Annotated in this window: 13 protein-coding genes; 5 read left to right on the forward strand and 8 right to left on the reverse strand. The window is 73.5% G+C overall.

Going from position 1 to position 15856, the window contains the following annotated elements; genetic code table 11:
• Nucleotides 1-136: 136 nt before the first annotated feature.
• Together AB0M99_RS01085 and AB0M99_RS01090 are read left to right on the forward strand one after the other, a co-directional pair.
• On the forward strand, nt 137-2119 hold the full coding sequence (locus AB0M99_RS01085) for a serine hydrolase (RefSeq protein WP_365916173.1): 1983 nt from the start codon (nt 137-139) through the stop codon (nt 2117-2119).
• Between the two features lie 92 nt (nt 2120-2211).
• A complete protein-coding gene (locus AB0M99_RS01090) occupies nt 2212-2658 on the forward strand; it encodes a nitroreductase family deazaflavin-dependent oxidoreductase (protein WP_365916175.1) in 447 nt (148 codons plus the stop codon).
• A 29-nt stretch (nt 2659-2687) separates the two neighbouring features.
• Here the strand turns inward: AB0M99_RS01090 and AB0M99_RS01095 are convergent, their stop codons facing one another.
• The 4 genes from AB0M99_RS01095 to AB0M99_RS01110 are packed head-to-tail and all read right to left on the reverse strand — an operon-like array spanning nt 2688 to nt 7929.
• Nucleotides 2688-4259, reverse strand: a complete 1572-nt coding sequence (locus AB0M99_RS01095) for an NAD(P)/FAD-dependent oxidoreductase (protein ID WP_365916177.1) — start codon at nt 4257-4259, stop codon at nt 2688-2690.
• Nucleotides 4256-6385: a serine/threonine-protein kinase gene (locus tag AB0M99_RS01100; protein ID WP_365916179.1), complete on the reverse strand. Its 2130-nt coding sequence runs from the start codon at nt 6383-6385 to the stop codon at nt 4256-4258. The genes AB0M99_RS01095 and AB0M99_RS01100 overlap by 4 nt, the downstream gene beginning before the upstream one ends.
• Nucleotides 6386-6412: 27 nt before the next feature.
• Nucleotides 6413-7378: an oxygenase MpaB family protein gene (locus AB0M99_RS01105; RefSeq protein ID WP_365916180.1), complete on the reverse strand. Its 966-nt coding sequence runs from the start codon at nt 7376-7378 to the stop codon at nt 6413-6415.
• Nucleotides 7375-7929: a GNAT family protein gene (locus AB0M99_RS01110; protein WP_365916182.1), complete on the reverse strand. Its 555-nt coding sequence runs from the start codon at nt 7927-7929 to the stop codon at nt 7375-7377. Before AB0M99_RS01110 ends, AB0M99_RS01105 begins: the two co-directional genes overlap by 4 nt.
• A gap of 21 nt (nt 7930-7950) precedes the next feature.
• Here AB0M99_RS01110 and sbnB point away from each other — a divergent pair, with 21 nt between their 5' ends.
• On the forward strand, nt 7951-9063 hold the full coding sequence (gene sbnB, locus AB0M99_RS01115) for a 2,3-diaminopropionate biosynthesis protein SbnB (RefSeq protein WP_365916184.1): 1113 nt from the start codon (nt 7951-7953) through the stop codon (nt 9061-9063).
• Between the two features lie 15 nt (nt 9064-9078).
• Here the strand turns inward: sbnB and AB0M99_RS01120 are convergent, their stop codons facing one another.
• The gene (locus tag AB0M99_RS01120) at nt 9079-10416 is read right to left on the reverse strand and encodes a hypothetical protein (RefSeq protein WP_365916186.1); all 1338 of its coding nucleotides are present in this window, start codon (nt 10414-10416) and stop codon (nt 9079-9081) included.
• A 104-nt stretch (nt 10417-10520) separates the two neighbouring features.
• Between AB0M99_RS01120 and AB0M99_RS01125 the strand changes: the two genes are divergently transcribed.
• Complete coding sequence (locus tag AB0M99_RS01125; protein ID WP_365916188.1) at nt 10521-11714, forward strand: MFS transporter; 1194 nt, start codon at nt 10521-10523, stop codon at nt 11712-11714.
• 12 nt (nt 11715-11726) lie between these two features.
• Here the strand turns inward: AB0M99_RS01125 and AB0M99_RS01130 are convergent, their stop codons facing one another.
• The 3 genes from AB0M99_RS01130 to AB0M99_RS01140 all read right to left on the reverse strand — a co-directional run bounded on the left by AB0M99_RS01130 (nt 11727) and on the right by AB0M99_RS01140 (nt 14898).
• Nucleotides 11727-12917 carry an acyl-CoA dehydrogenase family protein gene (locus AB0M99_RS01130; RefSeq protein ID WP_365916190.1) on the reverse strand — a complete coding sequence of 397 codons (1191 nt, stop codon included), beginning with the start codon at nt 12915-12917 and terminating at the stop codon, nt 11727-11729.
• A gap of 245 nt (nt 12918-13162) precedes the next feature.
• Complete coding sequence (locus tag AB0M99_RS01135; RefSeq protein ID WP_365916192.1) at nt 13163-13999, reverse strand: class II fructose-bisphosphate aldolase; 837 nt, start codon at nt 13997-13999, stop codon at nt 13163-13165.
• Nucleotides 13996-14898, reverse strand: a complete 903-nt coding sequence (locus AB0M99_RS01140) for an SIS domain-containing protein (protein WP_365916194.1) — start codon at nt 14896-14898, stop codon at nt 13996-13998. The genes AB0M99_RS01135 and AB0M99_RS01140 overlap by 4 nt, the downstream gene beginning before the upstream one ends.
• A 169-nt stretch (nt 14899-15067) precedes the next feature.
• Between AB0M99_RS01140 and AB0M99_RS01145 the strand changes: the two genes are divergently transcribed.
• A complete protein-coding gene (locus AB0M99_RS01145) occupies nt 15068-15847 on the forward strand; it encodes a DeoR/GlpR family DNA-binding transcription regulator (protein WP_365916196.1) in 780 nt (259 codons plus the stop codon).
• Nucleotides 15848-15856 lie beyond the last annotated feature (9 nt).

Here is a 15856-nt window from a genome sequence, read left to right on the forward strand (position 1 = left end):
GACGTGCGGCGCAGTCGACGCCCGGGCGCATGCCGGCGCCCGGGCGCATGCCGGCCCCGCCGGTACGTGAGGAACGGCGTCAGGGCGGAGCACCGGGAAGTGGCGCCGCGGGCCGACTCGGACAGGAGGGCCGGAGATGGAAGCAGGTACGGGGGCCGAAGGATCGGCGGGTGCGGGCGCTGACGCGAGGGTGGGTACCGGTGCGGGCGCGGGTACGGACCCGGGCGAGGGCGAAGGTGCGGACCCGGGTGCGAGCGCAGACGCAAGTACGGGCCCGAGTACGGACGCGGGCGCGAGTACGGACGCGCGGGCTGACCAGCGTGCGGGCGCGCGGGCGACCGGCGGGCTGAGCAGGCGGCGGCTCGGCGCGCGGCTGCTCGCGCTCGGCGGCGTGCTCGTGCTGCACACCGCGCTGCCCGGCAGCGCCGGGGCGGCGGGCAACCCGGCCGAACGGCGCGCGCTCCAGGGGCTGCGCCTGCGGTACGGGTCCGCGCGCCGGGCCGGGCTGCTGGAGAAGCACCTGGAGGGCGTGGCGGACGAGGCCCGGCGGTTCCTCGGCCCCTCCCCCGAACACCCCTACTACGCGGGCGCCGTGGTCCTCGCCGGGCGGGGCCGGACGGTCGCCCTGCACCGCGCCATGGGCGAAGCCGTGCGGTACGCGGACTACGACGGGCGGACCGACCGGGTCCGGGAGTTCCCGTCGGCGGAGCGGATCGCGATGGCCGAGGACACGGTCTTCGACCTGGCCTCGCTGACCAAGCTGTTCACCTCCCTGCTGGCGGTGCAGCAGATGGAGCGGGGCCGGCTGGAGCTGGAGGCTCCGGTGTGCCGCTACCTGCCGGAGTTCGTCGGAGGCGGCAAGGAGGCCGTCACGGTCCGGCAGCTGCTCACGCACACCTCGGGACTGCGCTCCTGGGCGCCCTTCTACCAGGAGCCCACCCGCGAGGGCCGGTTGAGGCTGCTGTGGTCGGTGAAACCTCAGGAGGTTCCCGGGACCGTGTACCGGTACTCCGACCTCAACCTCATCGCGCTCCAGCTGCTCCTGGAACGGATCACCGGCCGCACTTTGGATGTCCTGCTCCACGACGAGATCACCGCTCCGCTCGGGATGCACCGCACTCGTTACAACCCACCGCTCTCGTGGCGCCGCGTCACCGCCGCCACCGAGGTACAGCGACCGCCCTGGTCCGGCCTGGACCGCGGACTGGTCTGGGGCGAGGTCCACGACGAGAACGCCTACGCCCTCGGCGGGGTCGCCGGCCACGCCGGCGTCTTCGGCACCGCCTGGGACCTGGCCGTCCTCGCCCGCGCCCTCCTCGACGGCGGCGTCTACGCCGGCAAGCGCATCCTGCGCCCCGCCTCCGTGGAACTGCTCTTCACCGACTACAACACCGCGTTCCCCGGCGACGACCACGGCCTCGGCTTCGAGCTCTACCAGCACTGGTACATGGGCGCGATGGCCACCCCGCACTCCGCCGGCCACACCGGCTTCACCGGCACCTCGCTCGTGCTGGACCCCTCCACCGACTCCTTCCTGATCCTGCTCGGGAACTCCGTCCACCCCGTACGGACCTGGCGCGCCGGCAGCGCCCCCCGCGTCGCCGTCGGCAACCGCTTCGCCCGGGCCGTCCCGGTCCGTACGAAGCACGGCGGCCCCGCCTGGTACTCCGGCATGGAGCCCGGCGGCAGCGGCACCCTCACCCTGCCCCCGCTGACCCCGGCCGGGCCCGCCGCCCGGCTGCGCTGCGCGGTGTGGTGGGACACGGTGCCCGGCGAGGGCGCACTCCACCTGGAGGCGTCCCCCGACGGGGAGACCTGGCAGCCGCTGCCGTTCAGCACCGTGCGCACCACCGGCGGCGCCGCGGAGCAGTGGCCGCTCGGCTCCGTCTCCGGCTGGTCCGGCCGCATCTGGCACCGCCTGGAGGCCCCGCTCGCCGGCTGGGCCGGCCGCGAGGTCCGCCTCCGCTTCCGCCACTCCTCGCAGGGCCGCTACGTGGGGCGGGGAAGCTACGTCGACGTCGTACGCGTCGCGGAACCGGCCCGCCTCCTGTTCGCCGAGGACCGTCCGGCCGACGCCGCCCGCATCGAGGCCACGGGCTGGACCCGCTCGGCCGACTAGTGCGGCGGCGGCATAAAAGCGTGTCCCGGGATGTTGTCGATCGTTGTTGAGGTTCGTTTACCGTTCAACACACCGAAGGCGGGTACGGCCACATGACCACCGAAATCGACTGGGACAACCCGATCGACCCGAAGCCGGGCTGGACTCTCGACCACGTCGAGCTCTACGTCAACTCGGGCGGTACCGAAGGGCAGTTCTGGCGGGACACCCAGACCCTGCTCCTGACCACCCTGGGGCGCGTCTCCGGAAAGCCCGTCCGGACCCCGCTCATCTACGGTGAGGACAAGGGGCGCTACTTCATCGTCGCCTCCAAGGGCGGCGCCCCCGAGGACCCGCTCTGGTACCGCAACCTGAGCGCGCACCCCGAGGTCCGCATCCAGGTCGGCCCCGAGATCCTCCGGGCCACGGCCCGCACGGCGACGTCCGCCGAACGCGCCGAGTACTGGCCGCTGATGGTCGGCCACTGGCCCGCGTACGACGAGTACCAGACCAAGACCGACCGCGAGATCCCGATCGTGGTCATCGAGCCCCACGCGTAGCCGGGACCGGCGGACGAACAGATCGGCGGTCAGTGCCCCAGCACCGCCATCGCCGCGTTGTGCCCGGGGACCCCGCTGACGCCGCCGCCGCGCACCGCGCCCGCTCCGCACAGCAGAACGTTGCGGTGCGCGGTCTCCACGCCCCACCGGCCCGTGTCCTGGTCCCCGTAGGGCCAGGACAGGTCCCGGTGGAAGATGTGCCCGCCGGGCAGGCGCAGCTCGCGCTCCAGGTCGAGCGGGGTCTTCGCCTCGATGCAGGGGCGGCCGTCCGCGTCGAAGGCCAGGCAGTCGGTGATCGGCTCGGCCAGGTGCGCGTCGAGCTGGGCGAGGGTGGCGGTCAGCAGCACCTCCCTCGCCCCCTGGTTGTCGTGCGCGAACAGCCGGGCCGGCGTGTGCAGTCCGAAGAGCGTGAGCGTCTGGTAGCCCTGCTCCGCCAGTTCGGGGCCGAGGATCGTGGGGTCGGTCAGCGAGTGGCAGTAGATCTCCGAGGGCGGTACGGAGGGGAGTTCGCCGGTGGCGGCCTCCGCGTAGGCCCGCGCGAGCTGCTCGTAGCCCTCCGCGATGTGGAAGGTGCCGCCGAAGGCCTCGCGCGGGTCCACCGCCGAGTCCCGCAGCCGGGGCAGCCGCCGCAGCAGCATGTTGACCTTCAGCTGGGCCCCTTCGGCCGGGGACTTCGCCGCCTCCTCCCCGAGGAGTTCGGCCAGCGCCCGCGGCGAGGCGTTGACCAGCACCGTACGCCCGACCACCCGCCCCTCCCCCGTCGCCGTACGGAAGGTCACCTCGGCCGGGGTGGTGCCGTCCGTGTCGATCCGCAGCGCCTCGTGCCCGGTGGCGATCTCCGCCCCGGCGGCCCGCGCGGCGGCCGCCAGGGCGTCCGTCAGCGCGCCCATGCCGCCGACCGGGACGTTCCAGTCCCCGGTCCCGCCGCCGATGACGTGGTAGAGGAAGCACCGGTTCTGTGCGAGTCCGGGATCGTGCGCGTCGGCGAAGGTGCCGATCAGCCCGTCGGTGAGGACGACGCCCCGGACCAGGTCGTCGGCGAAGGTCCGCTCCACCGCCTGCCCCAGCGGCTCCTCGAAGAGCATCCGCCACGCCGCCTCGTCGTCGACCCGGGCCCGTAGCTCCTCCCGGGTGGGCAGCGGCTCGGTCAGGGTGGGGAAGACGTTGCGCGCGACCCGGCCGGTCGTCCCGTAGAAGGCGCGCCAGCTCGCGTACTCCCGGTCCGAGCCGGTGAGCCGGGCGAAGGACTCCCTGGTGCGCGCCTCGCCCCCGCCGACGAGCAGTCCGCCGGCCCGGCCGCCGCGTTCCACGGGGGTGTACGAGGAGACCGTGCGGGCCCGCACGGCGAATTCGAGCCCGAGGTCGCGCACGATCTTCGCCGGGAGCAGCGAGACGAGGTAGGAGTAGCGCGAGAGCCGGGCGTCGACGCCCGCGAAGGGGCGGGTGGAGACCGCGGCCCCGCCGGTGTGCCCGAGCCGTTCGAGGACCAGGACCGAGCGGCCCGCCCGGGCCAGGTAGGCGGCGGCGACCAGGCCGTTGTGTCCGCCCCCCACGATCACGTCGTCGTACACGTCCCGTCCGAAGCCCCGCGAGGTCGTCATGGCTCTTGGTAACACACCTGCCCCAGCCGTTCCAGACAGTACGCCTCGTCGGCGTGGGCCAGCGCCGTGTCGGGGTGCTCGTCGCCGAGGGCCCTCTCGCGGATGCCGGAGAGCTCCCGGTAGACCCGCAGCGCCTCCTCCCAGCGCCCCAGCCGGCCGAGTCCGACGGCGAGTTCGCGGCGGCTGGCCAGCGTGTCGGCGTGTTCGGCGCCGAGCACCTCGGCGCGCGCCGCGCCGACCTCCCGGGCTTCGGCGACCGCTTCCTCCCAGCGCTCCAGCCGGCCCAGGTTGACGCCGAGGACGTGCCGGGCGCGCAGCGTCTCCGGGTCGGCGGCCCCGTAGGCCCGGGTGCGGTCGCGGACCAGGGCCCGGAACAGGTCGAGGGCCTGCGCGCTGCGCCCGGTGCGGCCGAGGGCGATGCCGACCTCGTACCGCGCGGCCAGGGTGTCCGGGTGGTCGCGGCCGAGCACCCGCTCGCGGATGGCGGCGACGTCCCGGAAGCCGTCGAGGGCCTCCTCCCAGCGCTCCAACCGGCCGAGGGCGTACGCCACTTCGTACCGGGTCAGCAGGGTGTCCGGGTGCTCCCCGCCCAGGACGGCCGCCCGGTCGGCGGCGACCTCGGCGGCGGTGCGGTGCGCCTCGCCGAACCGGCCGAGGGCGCCGAGCGCGCAAGCCACGTTGTGGCGGCAGCGCAGTGTGTCGGGGTGGCGCGGGCCCGCGGTGCGCTCCCGGGCTGCGAGCACCGCGCGGTAGGTCTGGTACGCCTCCTGGTGGCGGCCGAGCCTGGCCGTCTCGTACGCCGCCTCCTGGCGCGCGGCCAGGGTGTCGGCGTGGTCCGGGCCGAGCACCCGGGCGCGTCCCTCGGCCACGGCCGTGTACGCGGCCAGCGCCTCCTCGGGGCGGCCGGCGCGGCTGAGGGCGAAGGCCTGCGTGTGGCCGGCGGCGAGCGCGGCGGCGGGGCCGGTCGGATCGGCGCCGGACCCGCCCGCACCGGACGCGGCGGGCGCACCCGCACCGGACGCGGCGGCGGGCGCCCCTGCGCCCGACCCGCGCGGGACCCCGTACGCGGTGGTCAGGCGCGGGTCCTCGGCGGGGGCCGGCTGCGCGACGCGCTGCGCCCCGCCGGGCCGGGCCGCGGTCCAGGAGCCGGTGAGCACGGCCCACTCCCCGCTCGCGGGGCGGGCGTCGATGCCGGCCTTGCGCCCCGCGGTCATTCCGCGGGCCCACTCGGGCAGCGGGGCCTGGGCGCCGGGCATCCCGCCCGGGCCGAGCCTGGCCTCGACGAGCCTCCGGTGCAGGTGGCGGGCGTCGCCGGGGCGGTCCTCGGGGCGCTTGGCGAGCAGTTCCAGGACCATCTCGTCGAAGTAGCCGGGCAGCTCCGAGCGGTGCTCGCGCGGCGGCACGGGCGCGGTGTCCCGGTGGCCGACGAGCACCGACCAGGAGTCCCCGAGGTCGAAGGGCGGGGCGCCGGTGGCGATCTCGTACAGCACGCAGCCGAGAGAGTAGAGGTCGCTGCGGTGGTCGACCTCGCCGCCCGCGATCTGCTCCGGCGACATGTAGTGCGGGGTGCCCATGGCCATGCCGCCGCCGGTGAGCTTGGCGGTGAAGCCGATGTCGTGGGCGAGGCGGGCGATGCCGAAGTCGCAGATCTTCACCGTGCCGTCGGTGAGCCGCATGATGTTGGCCGGTTTCAGGTCACGGTGGACCACGCCCTGGTCGTGCGTGTAGCCGAGGGCGGCGGCCATCTGCTCGGCGATGTCGACGACCACGTCCACGGGGAGCGGGCGCGTTTCGTTGTCCTCCAGGAGCTGGCTGAGGTTGCGGCCCTCCAGGAGCTCCATGACGAGGTAGAGGGGTCCTCCGGAGGCGCTGTCGTCGCCGAAGTCGTGGACGACGGTGACACCGCGGTGCTGGAGGGAGGCCGCGACGCGGGCCTCGCGGCGGAAGCGTTCGCGCAGCACCTGGGTGAAGTGGGCGTCCTGATCGTGCCCGACGGGCTTGAGGCATTTGACCGCGACCTGCCGGCCCAGCGACTCGTCCCGGGCCCGCCACACCTCGCCCATGCCGCCGCGACCGATCAGATCGAGGGACCGGTACCGGCCCTGGATCAGTCTGGACTCCGCCATGTCTTGAAGTCGCCCCCGTGTGTCGCCCTAAGCCCTCCCCGGCCCGTCCAGTATGGCCGCTGATGTACGCAGTGTGTACGGCGAGGGGCGGCTGGCGGGGCCCATGCGACGCATCGCTTTCAAGATGTGACCTGGAGGCAGCTGCCAGCGCAGACCTGCGGGAATGGCGCGCAACAGGTGTCCGGTGAGACGCAGGCGCCGCGTGACGCTGCGCGGGGCCGGTGCGGGTCGCCCGTACAGCTGGTGCGCGTACGCCGGGAGTGATCCGTACGCGAGGTCGGCGAGGGGACGCCACAGCAGGTTTCGGCCAGGGACGAGCAGGGCGTGGGTGGGCGGGCTGCGCAGGAAGTCGTCCACGGCCCGGGCATCGGCGCCGGCGGCGAGCAGGGGCCGCACCTCGGCGAAGTACGCGGCGAGCTGCGCGGTGTCGGCGGGCACCCCGGAGGGGTCGAGTCCGACGAGGCGCGCGTTGGTCCGGTTCTCGGCGACGTAGCGGTCGGCCTGGGCGGGGGTGAGGCGGACGCCGGAGCGGCGCAGGACGTGCAGGAAGCTGTCGATCTGGGCGCAGTGGATCCAGAGCAGCAGTTCGGGGTCGTCCACGGGGAAGCGCTCACCGGTCGCGGGGTCGGTCGCAGACAGCATCCGGTGGATCTTGCGGACCCGGGCTCCGGCGCGTTCGGCGGCCTCGGTGGTGCCGTAGGTGATGGTGCCGACGAAGTCGGCGGTCCGCAGCAGCCGGCCCCAGGCGTCGCTGCGGCCACTCTTTTTTTCGAAAGCAGTGGAGTTCTCCATGACTCCGCGGACGGCGCGGGGGTGCAGGGCCTGGAGGTAGAGCGCACGGACTCCGGCGATCCACATCATCGGGTCCCCGTGGCACTGCCAGGTGACGGAGGCGGGGCCGTAGAGCCCGGGGTCGGGCGCGTCGGGGCCGCCGGGCCCGTCCGGGCCGTCGGGATCGCTGTCGGGCTTCGTCCTCGGCTCTGTCGCGCTCATGATCCCCCTGCTTCCCTTGCTTCCCCAGCGTCTTCTGCTTCCCCTGCGTCGACGGCCTGGTCCGGCCAGTCCACCGCGTAGTACTTCAGGCGCTCGTCCTCTCCCACCAGTCTCATCCCGGCCGCCGTCATCACGCGCTGCGAGGCGGTGTTGCCGTGGTCCGTGTCCCCCTCGACCCGGGTGACCCCGTACGCGCGGGCGAGGAACAGCAGGGCGCGCAGCGCTTCCGTGGCGTACCCGAGGCCCCGCACCTCCGGGACCAGCCCGTACCCGACGGTGAGCGTGCCGTCCTGGTCCGGGGGGCCGTGGAAGCCCAGGCCGCCGATGGCCCGGCCGTCCTCGCGGCGGCGGATCTCGTACGCCCCGAACGGCGCCGGGTCGCCGTGGGCCTCGCAGGTCTCCAGATGGCGCAGCGCCCCGGTGGTGTCGGCCCGCGTGGGGTATCCCGGGGCCCAGCCTGGGTTCGCGCCCGGCGTGCCCCGCGTCAGGGCCGCCGCTTCGCGGGCGCTCATCGGGTGGAGCACGAGCCGGGCGGTGACGAGGTCTTCCATAGGGCTGGAGTATCCCCGGATATGGGAGCCGCATACATCGGCCGGATCTACTCCGGCTCGTGGGGCGACGGCCGTTGCACCGGAGCCCCGCACGTCTCCGTCACCCTCGAACAGGAATCAGGAACCACAACCATGGCGAACTTCAGCGTCGTTCCCGGCGCGGCGGTGTCCGAGATCCTCAGCGACTCGCACAAGGACGTGCTCCGCATCATTGCCGAGACCTATGTGGCCCACGAGCAGGGGCAGTCGGTGAACCCCGACAGCTACTTCCTGCGCTTCCCCGACAAGCCCAACGCGCGGGTCATCGCGCTGCCCTCCTACCTCGGGGGCAACGTCGACACCATCGGCATGAAGTGGATCGCCAGCTTCCCCGACAACATCCGCCACGGCCTGCCGCGCGCCTCCGCCACCCTGCTCCTGAACGACTACGCCACCGGCTACCCGCTGGCCTGCCTGGAGGCCGCGAGCATCAGCGCCGCCCGTACGGCGGCCTCCGCGGCCGTCGCGGCCGCCGAACTGCTCGGCTCCGAGGAGCCCGTACGGGTCTCCTTCATCGGCGCCGGCGTGATCGCCCGGACCATCCTCGACTACCTCGCCGCCCACGGCATCCGGATCGCCGAGGTCCTGGTCCACGACCTGGACGCCGTCAGCGCGGGCCACCTCGGCGCGCACGCCACCGGGCGCCTCGGCGTTCCGGTCACCTCGGGAAGCCTGGACGAGGCGCTCACCCGGGACCTGGTCGTCTTCGCCACGACGGCCGCCACGCCCTACGTGAGCGGCGACACCCCGCTGCGCGCCGGGCAGGTGATCCTGAACGTCTCGCTGCGGGACCTGGCCCCCGAACTGCTCCTGAAGACGAACAACGTGGTGGACGACATCGACCACTGCCTCAAGGCCCAGACCTCGCCCCACCTGACCGAACAGCTCACCGGTGGACGTGACTTCATCAACGGGACGCTGGGCGCCCTCCTCCAGGGCGAGGTCGCCCTGGACCCGGCCCGGGCGACCGTCTTCTCCCCCTTCGGACTCGGCATCCTCGACCTGGCCGTGGGCCACCACATCCTGGCCGAGGCCCGCCACCGCGGCACCGCCGTCGACATCCCCGACTTCATCGGGGAGACCACGCGCTGGTAGGCCCCCGTCGCCCCGTCAGTGGCGGCTCGACGTGCCGTGCAGGAGTTCCAGCCGGTGCTCGGCCAGTTGGAGGTGCCCGGGCTCAAGCGACGGGAGCTCCCGCAGGAGCCCGATGAGTACGGGTCCGGCCTCGATGGCCGCGGTGGGTTCCTTGAGCTGGGTCCAGCAGTAGAGGGCGCCCGCCGCCGCCGCGCGCACCTCGGGCGTGTCCGCGGCGTCCGGCGACCGGTCGGCCAGCCTGATCTGGCCGACGCGGGTCCACAGCTGGGTCGCGAGCCGGAAGTCGCCCGCCATCCGGGCGAGGTCGGCGCGGATCTCCAGCCAGTCCACCGCTTCCGGCGAGGCGTACCCGTGGGTCTGCAGCACGTACTGCTCCCACGCCTCGGCGAGGTCGGCGGCCTCGGCGTGCCGGCCGGAGCTGGCCAGGCCGTGGATGTGGGGACGCGGGTCCCGCGCGGCGGGGACGGCGCCGGCGTCCGGCCGGGCCGACGGGATCGCGGGCCCGGCCACGGGCCCGGCCACGGCCGCGGGAACCGCCGGGACCGGGTGGGCCCCTCGTACGGGTTCGCGCGGGCGGGCCGGGTCCGCGGGTGCGGGCGGCGGCAGGCGGTAGCCGTCGTCCTGCGGGCCCGCCCGACCGGGTACGGGCGGCGCGGCCTGCCACGGAGCGGCCGGGGCCCCGAGTTCGCGTGCCGTCGGCAGGACGAGAGTGCCCGGCGGCAGCGACGCGGCTCCCGCCGCCAGGGCGTGCAGCTGGAGGTTGGCCGGCCGGGCGGGGCTGCTGCGGAGCTGGTCGATCCAGTGGCGGGTGTACCTGCTGACGACGTTGCCGCTGCCTTCGAAGCCGGGCGGGCAGACCACTCCGTAGACCTCGGCGGAGGGAGAAGCGGGCAGGCTGCCGTACTCCTGCAGCAGCGGCCACGCCGCCTTGTCCGCGGCCAGGTCGAGCAGCACGGTGGTCAGCCCCGCGGGCCTTCCGCGCAGTTCGGTACCGAGCCACTCCCACGGGAGCGCGGTGTAGCGGACCGAGCCGGCCGTCGTCCCGGCCAGCGCGAGGTGGAGCTTGCCGTTGCGGCGGTCCACCGTGAGCCGGCCCGACAGGTACACGAGCAGCGGACCCGGCGTGGCGGCGGCGGTACGCAGCCGCATCAGCACGAGGTTCGGGTCCCGCGCGCCGTCGAGGTACGTCGTGTCGCACGGGATCTCGCAGTTCAGGAGCGCCGGGACCGGCACCACCCCCAGCGCCGCCAAGTTGGCGCTCGGCGCCACCTGCACCGTGCGGCGCCGCACGGCGGCGTCCCCCGCTATGAGGAGCACGTGCCCGCGCTGCTGCTCCAGCCCAATGTTCTGCATGAGCAGACCGTACTCACAACAGGCAGCACTCGAAGAACTCCGCCCGCCCTCCATTCGGCGCAGCCCTGCGCGACCGGACGGCCGGGGGCGTCTTGACTGGCGGGATGGACGCCACGTCTACGTCACGGCCCCCATCCGCCGCGTACCGCAATCTGCTCCTGGCGACGCTCGGGTTCACGCTGACCTTCTGGGCGTGGGACCTGATCGCGCCGCTCGCCGGTGACTACAAGGACCGGCTGCGCCTCAGCTCGTTCCAGCAGTCGCTGCTCGTCGCGGTGCCGGTGCTGGTCGGGTCGCTGGGGCGGATCCCGGTGGGTGCGCTGACGGACCGCTACGGGGCGAGGCTGATGTTCCCGGTGGTGTCCGCGCTCACCGTCGTGCCCGTGCTGCTGCTGATCCCCGCGCGCGACAGCTACGGTCTGACGCTCGCGGTCGGCTTCCTGCTGGGCCTGGGCGGCACGACGTTCGCGATCGGGATCCCGCTGGTCAACTCCTGGTTCCCGCCCGACCGGCGGGGATTCGCGCTCGGTGTCTTCGGCATGGGCATGGGCGGTGTCGCCCTGTCCGGGTACGTCACGCCGCGCATCGCCGAGCACGACCCCGACCTGCCCTTCCTCGTGGTGGCGCTGGCGCTCGCCGGGTACGCCGTCCTGGCGGCCCTGCTGCTCAGGGACCGGCCCGACAGGCCCGTGCCGACGGCCTCGCTCGCCTCGCGGCTGCGCGGGGCGGGGCGCCTGCGGGTGACGTGGGAGCTGGCCGCGCTGTACGCGATCGGCTTCGGCGGGATCGTCGCGTTCGGGGTGTACCTGCCGACGTACCTGAAGACCTGGTACGGCCTGTCGGCGACCGACGCCGGTACCAAGGCGGCGGGCTTCGCCCTGGTCACGGTGGTCTTCCGGCCGGTCGGCGGCTGGCTGTCGGACCGGATCCACCCGGCGCTGGTCACGGCCGGGGCACTGGGCCTGGTGGCCCTCCTCGCGATCGTGCAGGCATTCGATCCGGCGATGAACCCGGTCGGCACGCTCGCCCTGCTGCTGATGGCGGCCGGGCTCGGCACCGCCAGCGGCAGCGTCTTCGCCCTGGTCTCGCAGGTGACGCCACAGCCGCAGGTGGGCAGTGTGACGGGCATCGTCGGAGCGATGGGCGGCCTCGGCGGCTTCGTGCCCCCGCTGGTGATGGGTGCGATCTACAGCGCGAAGGACTCGTACTCGATCGGCTTCATGCTGCTGTCGGACCTCGCGCTCGCCGGATGCGTGTACGCCTACGCCAAGATGCGGACCGTACGGCCCGCATCCTGAAGGCGCGGCGGTTCAGCGGCGGACGCGGGGCATGCCCAGGCCGATCCAGGAGATGATCTCCCGCTGGATCTCGTTGTTGCCGCCGCCGAAGGTGAAGATGACCGCGCTGCGGTAGCCGCGCTCCAGCTCGCCGTGCAGGACCGCGCCGGCGGAGCCGTCCTTGAGGGAGCCGGCCGCGCCGACCACCTCCATCAGCCAGGCGTACGCGTCCCGGCGCGCCTCGGAGCCGTAGACCTTGACCGCGGAGGCGTCCTGCGGGGTGAGGGTGCCGTCCTGGACGGCGTTGACCATCTGCCAGTTGAGCAGCTTCATGGCGTCGAGCCGGGCGTGCGTGCGTGCGAGGCGGGCGCGGACCCAGGAGAGGTCGATGACGCGCCGGCCGTCGGCGAGCTTGGTCTCGGCGGCCCAGCGCTGGACGTCGTGCAGGGCGCGGATGGCCATGGTGCCGTGGGCCGCGAGGGTGACGCGCTCGTGGTTGAGCTGGTTGGTGATCAGGCGCCAGCCCTTGTTCTCCTGGCCGACGCGGCGGCTCGCGGGGACTCGGATGTTCTCGTAGTAGCTGGCCGTCGTGTCGTGCGAGGCGAGGGTGTTGATGAGGGTGCAGGAGTAGCCGGGGTCGCTGGTCGGCACGAGGAGCATGGTGATGCCCTTGTGCGCGGGCGCGTCCGGGTCGGTGCGGACGGCGAGCCAGACCCAGTCGGCGGTGTCGCCGTTGGTCGTCCAGATCTTCTGTCCGTTGACGACGTAGGTGCCGCTCTCCTCGTCGCCCTCGCGCACCGCCTTGCACTTGAGGGCGGCGAGGTCGGTGCCCGCGTCGGGCTCGCTGTACCCGATGGCGAAGTCGATCTCCCCGGCGAGGATCTTGGGGAGGAAGTAGGCCTTCTGCTCGTCGGTGCCGAACTGCATGATGGTCGGCCCGACGGTGTTGAGCGCCATCAGCGGAAGCGGTACGACGGCCTGCGCAGCCTCGTCGAAGAAGATGAACTGGTCCATGGGCGACATACCGCGCCCGCCGTACTCCTTCGGCCAGCCGACCCCGAGCCAGCCGTCGGCGCCGAGCCGGCGGATGGTCTCCCGGTAGAAGCGCTTCTGCGCGGCCGGGTCCTCGTACCGGGCGTAGACGTCCGCGGGCACCAGCTCGGCGAAGTAGGCGCGCAGCTCGGTGCGCAACTGCTGCTGCTCAGGCGTGTATTCGAGGTGCACGGCCCCTCCGGGAGTCTCGCGGTCCAGCCGGTGACTGTGGTTGCGGAGGGCAGAGTAGAACCTGTTACAAGAATCTGGAAGGGTCGGCGGCGTTCAAGGGGGTGGTTTCAGGTGGAGAGGAGGCTCCGGTCACAGGAGGTACGTGAAACCGCCGCCCACGGCCAGCAGCGGGAGTCCGGCGGTCAGCAGGAACCGCCGCCGGTTCGTACGCCCCCGCCGCATGTCCACGATCGCCGCCGGTGCCGTCAGTTCAAGGCGCTGATCATAGCCGCGGCCGTGGCCGCCATCGCCGTACGGGCGGCCGTCAGGTAGGGCCTCGGATCCGCCGGGGTGAGGTGCTCGCGGATGGCCCCGGTCATGGCCACGTTCAGCGCGGTGCCGATGTTGACCTTGCGGATGCCGCCCGCGACGGCCGCCGCGAGCTCGGCGTCCGGCAGGCCCGAGGAGCCGTGCAGGACGAGCGGTACGTCCACCGTCTTGGCGAGCCGGGCGAGCAGCACGTGGTCCAGGGCGGCGGTCCGGCTGGTCATGGCGTGGCTGCTGCCGATCGCCACGGCGAGGGCGTCGACCCCCGAGTCGGCGACGAACCGCCGCGCCTCGTCCGGGTCGGTACGGGCGCCGGGCGCGTGCGGGTCGAGCGGGGCCGCGCCGTTCTTGCCGCCCACCTCCCCCAACTCGGCCTCGATCCACAGCCCGTTGATGTGGGCCCAGTCGGCGGCGGAACGCGTGGCCTCCAGGTTCTCGGCGTACGGGAGGTGCGCGGCGTCGTACATCACCGAGCCGAACCCCGCGTCCACGGCCTGCCTCAGGAGTTCGGGGCTCTTGACGTGGTCGAGGTGCAGGCCGACCGGCACCGCCGCGGCTTCGGCGCAGGCGACGGCGGCCCGGGAGATGGGCAGCAGTCGCCCGTCCCTGAACTTCACCGCGTTCTCGCTGAGTTGGAGGATCACCGGCAGGCCGACCGACTCGGCGCCCGCGATGACCGCTTCGGCGTGCTCCAGGGTGATGATGTTGAAGGCGGCGACGGCCCGGCCCGCGGTGGCGGCCTCCAGGACGAGCGCGCCCGCGCCGACGAGGCTCATCGGACCGCCTCCTCACCGGCGGTGAGGATCACCGAGCGGGTGAGGTTGCGCGGCGCGTCCGGGTCCAGCCCCTGGTGGGCGGCGACGGCGACGGCCAGCCGGTGCACCCGTACCAGCTCCGCGAGGGGGTCGAGCCGCCCGGCCACCCACTGGGCCCCGGTGCCCCGCACCTGCTCGGCCAGCCCCTCGGGGGCCTCGCCGAGCGACCACGTCGCCGTTCCGGGGGCGGAGACGCTGATCGGCCCGTGCCGGTACTCCATGGCTGGGTACGACTCGGCCCAGGAGAGGGAGGCCTCGCGCATCTTCAGCGCGGCCTCGTTCGCGAGCCCGACGCTCCAGCCCCGCCCGAGGAAGGTGAACTGACCGCGGCTCTCCAGCCCTTCGGGCAGCGGCTCGGCCAGCGCGGTCCGTGCGTCGGCGACGACCCCCGCACCGTGCAGGCCGACGTGCGCGCGCAGCAGGGTCAGGGCGGTGGTCGCGAAGCGGGTCTGGACGACGGACTGCTCGTCGGCGAAGTCCAGTACGACGAGCTCGTCCGCCAGGGTCATCACCGGGGTCGCGGGGTCGCCGATGACGGCGGTGGTGGGCACGCCCGCGTCGCGCAGGGCGGCGAGCAGGTCCAGCACCTCGGTGGTCGTGCCGGACCGGGTCAGGGCGACGACCCGGTCGTAGCGCCGGTGCCGGGGGAACTCCGAGGCGGGGAAGGCGTCGGTGTCGCCCTGTCCGGCCTCCTCCCGCAACACGGCGGCCGCCTGGGCCATGTAGTACGAGGTCCCGCACCCGACGATCGCGGTACGCTCCCCCGGCTGCGGGAGCACCGCCCGCCGGGCCGGGGCCAGTTCGGCGGCCCGCTCCCAGCATTCGGGCTGCGTGCCCAACTCGTACGCGACGTGGCTCATGGCGGCTCCTAGCGCGGTGCGTGAGTTCTGTGTGCGTTTTCCTGCAAGATAGCGGGCAGTTTCACGCAACTTCAAGCATCCACGGGTTGATCGCCTGAGTTAATCTCTTCGGAGGACAGGCGGAACCGAACACTCGGAAGAGCGGCGGAAGACCGGAGGGGGCGGCCCGATGACCCGCAAGGAGCGCTGGCAGACACTGCTGGACCTGCTGGTGGAGCGGGGCGAGCTGGAGGTGGAGCCGGCCGCGGAGGCACTCGGGGTGTCCGCGGCGACGATCCGCCGCGACCTCGACCAGCTCGCCGAACAGCAGCTGCTGGTCCGCACCCGCGGCGGGGCGGTGCTGCACGGGGTCTCGTACGAACTCCCCCTGCGCTACCGCACCTCCCGGCGGGCGGCCGAGAAGCGGCGCATCAGCGAGGCGGTGGCCGCCCTGGTGACACCGGGCGAGGTGATCGGCCTGACCGGCGGCACGACGACCACCGAGGTGGCCCGCGCCCTCGCCGCCCGGGCGGACCTCAGTACGGGTTCGCCCGCCCTGACGGTGGTGACGAACGCGCTCAACATCGCGGGCGAGCTGGTGATCAGACCGCAGTTCAAGATCGTGCTGACCGGCGGTGTGGCCCGGCCCCAGTCCTACGAACTGACCGGCCCGCTGGCCCAGGGGGTGCTCGGCCAGCTCACGGTGGACACGTCGATCGTCGGTGTGGACGCCTTCGACCCGGTCGACGGGGCGGCCACCCGCCACGAGGACGAGGCGGCGATGAACCGCCTGCTGTGCGAGCGGGCCCGCCGCGTGGTGATCGCGGCCGACTCCAGCAAGCTCGGCGTACGCGCCTTCGCCCGGATCTGCGACACCTCGGCGGTGGACGTGCTGGTGACCGACACCGGCCTGTCGGCGGAGGTCGCCGAAGCCTTCGAAAAGTCCGGCGTGGAGGTCCTGCGGGTGTGACCGGGCCGT

Origin of the sequence: Streptomyces sp. NPDC051183, assembly GCF_040682455.1 — a bacterium.
In the GTDB taxonomy this organism is placed as follows: domain Bacteria; phylum Actinomycetota; class Actinomycetes; order Streptomycetales; family Streptomycetaceae; genus Streptomyces.

What these genes read in the sequence shown, in the direction of transcription:
- AB0M99_RS01085 (WP_365916173.1), top strand. Translation starts at nt 137, where the DNA reads ATGGAAGCAGGTACGGGGGCCGAAGGATCGGCGGGTGCGGGCGCTGAC.
- AB0M99_RS01090 (WP_365916175.1), top strand. Translation starts at nt 2,212, where the DNA reads ATGACCACCGAAATCGACTGGGACAACCCGATCGACCCGAAGCCGGGC.
- AB0M99_RS01095 (WP_365916177.1), bottom strand. Translation starts at nt 4,259, where the DNA reads ATGACGACCTCGCGGGGCTTCGGACGGGACGTGTACGACGACGTGATC.
- AB0M99_RS01100 (WP_365916179.1), bottom strand. Translation starts at nt 6,385, where the DNA reads ATGGCGGAGTCCAGACTGATCCAGGGCCGGTACCGGTCCCTCGATCTG.
- AB0M99_RS01105 (WP_365916180.1), bottom strand. Translation starts at nt 7,378, where the DNA reads ATGAGCGCGACAGAGCCGAGGACGAAGCCCGACAGCGATCCCGACGGC.
- AB0M99_RS01110 (WP_365916182.1), bottom strand. Translation starts at nt 7,929, where the DNA reads ATGGAAGACCTCGTCACCGCCCGGCTCGTGCTCCACCCGATGAGCGCC.
- sbnB (WP_365916184.1), top strand. Translation starts at nt 7,951, where the DNA reads ATGGGAGCCGCATACATCGGCCGGATCTACTCCGGCTCGTGGGGCGAC.
- AB0M99_RS01120 (WP_365916186.1), bottom strand. Translation starts at nt 10,416, where the DNA reads ATGCAGAACATTGGGCTGGAGCAGCAGCGCGGGCACGTGCTCCTCATA.
- AB0M99_RS01125 (WP_365916188.1), top strand. Translation starts at nt 10,521, where the DNA reads ATGGACGCCACGTCTACGTCACGGCCCCCATCCGCCGCGTACCGCAAT.
- AB0M99_RS01135 (WP_365916192.1), bottom strand. Translation starts at nt 13,999, where the DNA reads ATGAGCCTCGTCGGCGCGGGCGCGCTCGTCCTGGAGGCCGCCACCGCG.
- AB0M99_RS01140 (WP_365916194.1), bottom strand. Translation starts at nt 14,898, where the DNA reads ATGAGCCACGTCGCGTACGAGTTGGGCACGCAGCCCGAATGCTGGGAG.
- AB0M99_RS01145 (WP_365916196.1), top strand. Translation starts at nt 15,068, where the DNA reads ATGACCCGCAAGGAGCGCTGGCAGACACTGCTGGACCTGCTGGTGGAG.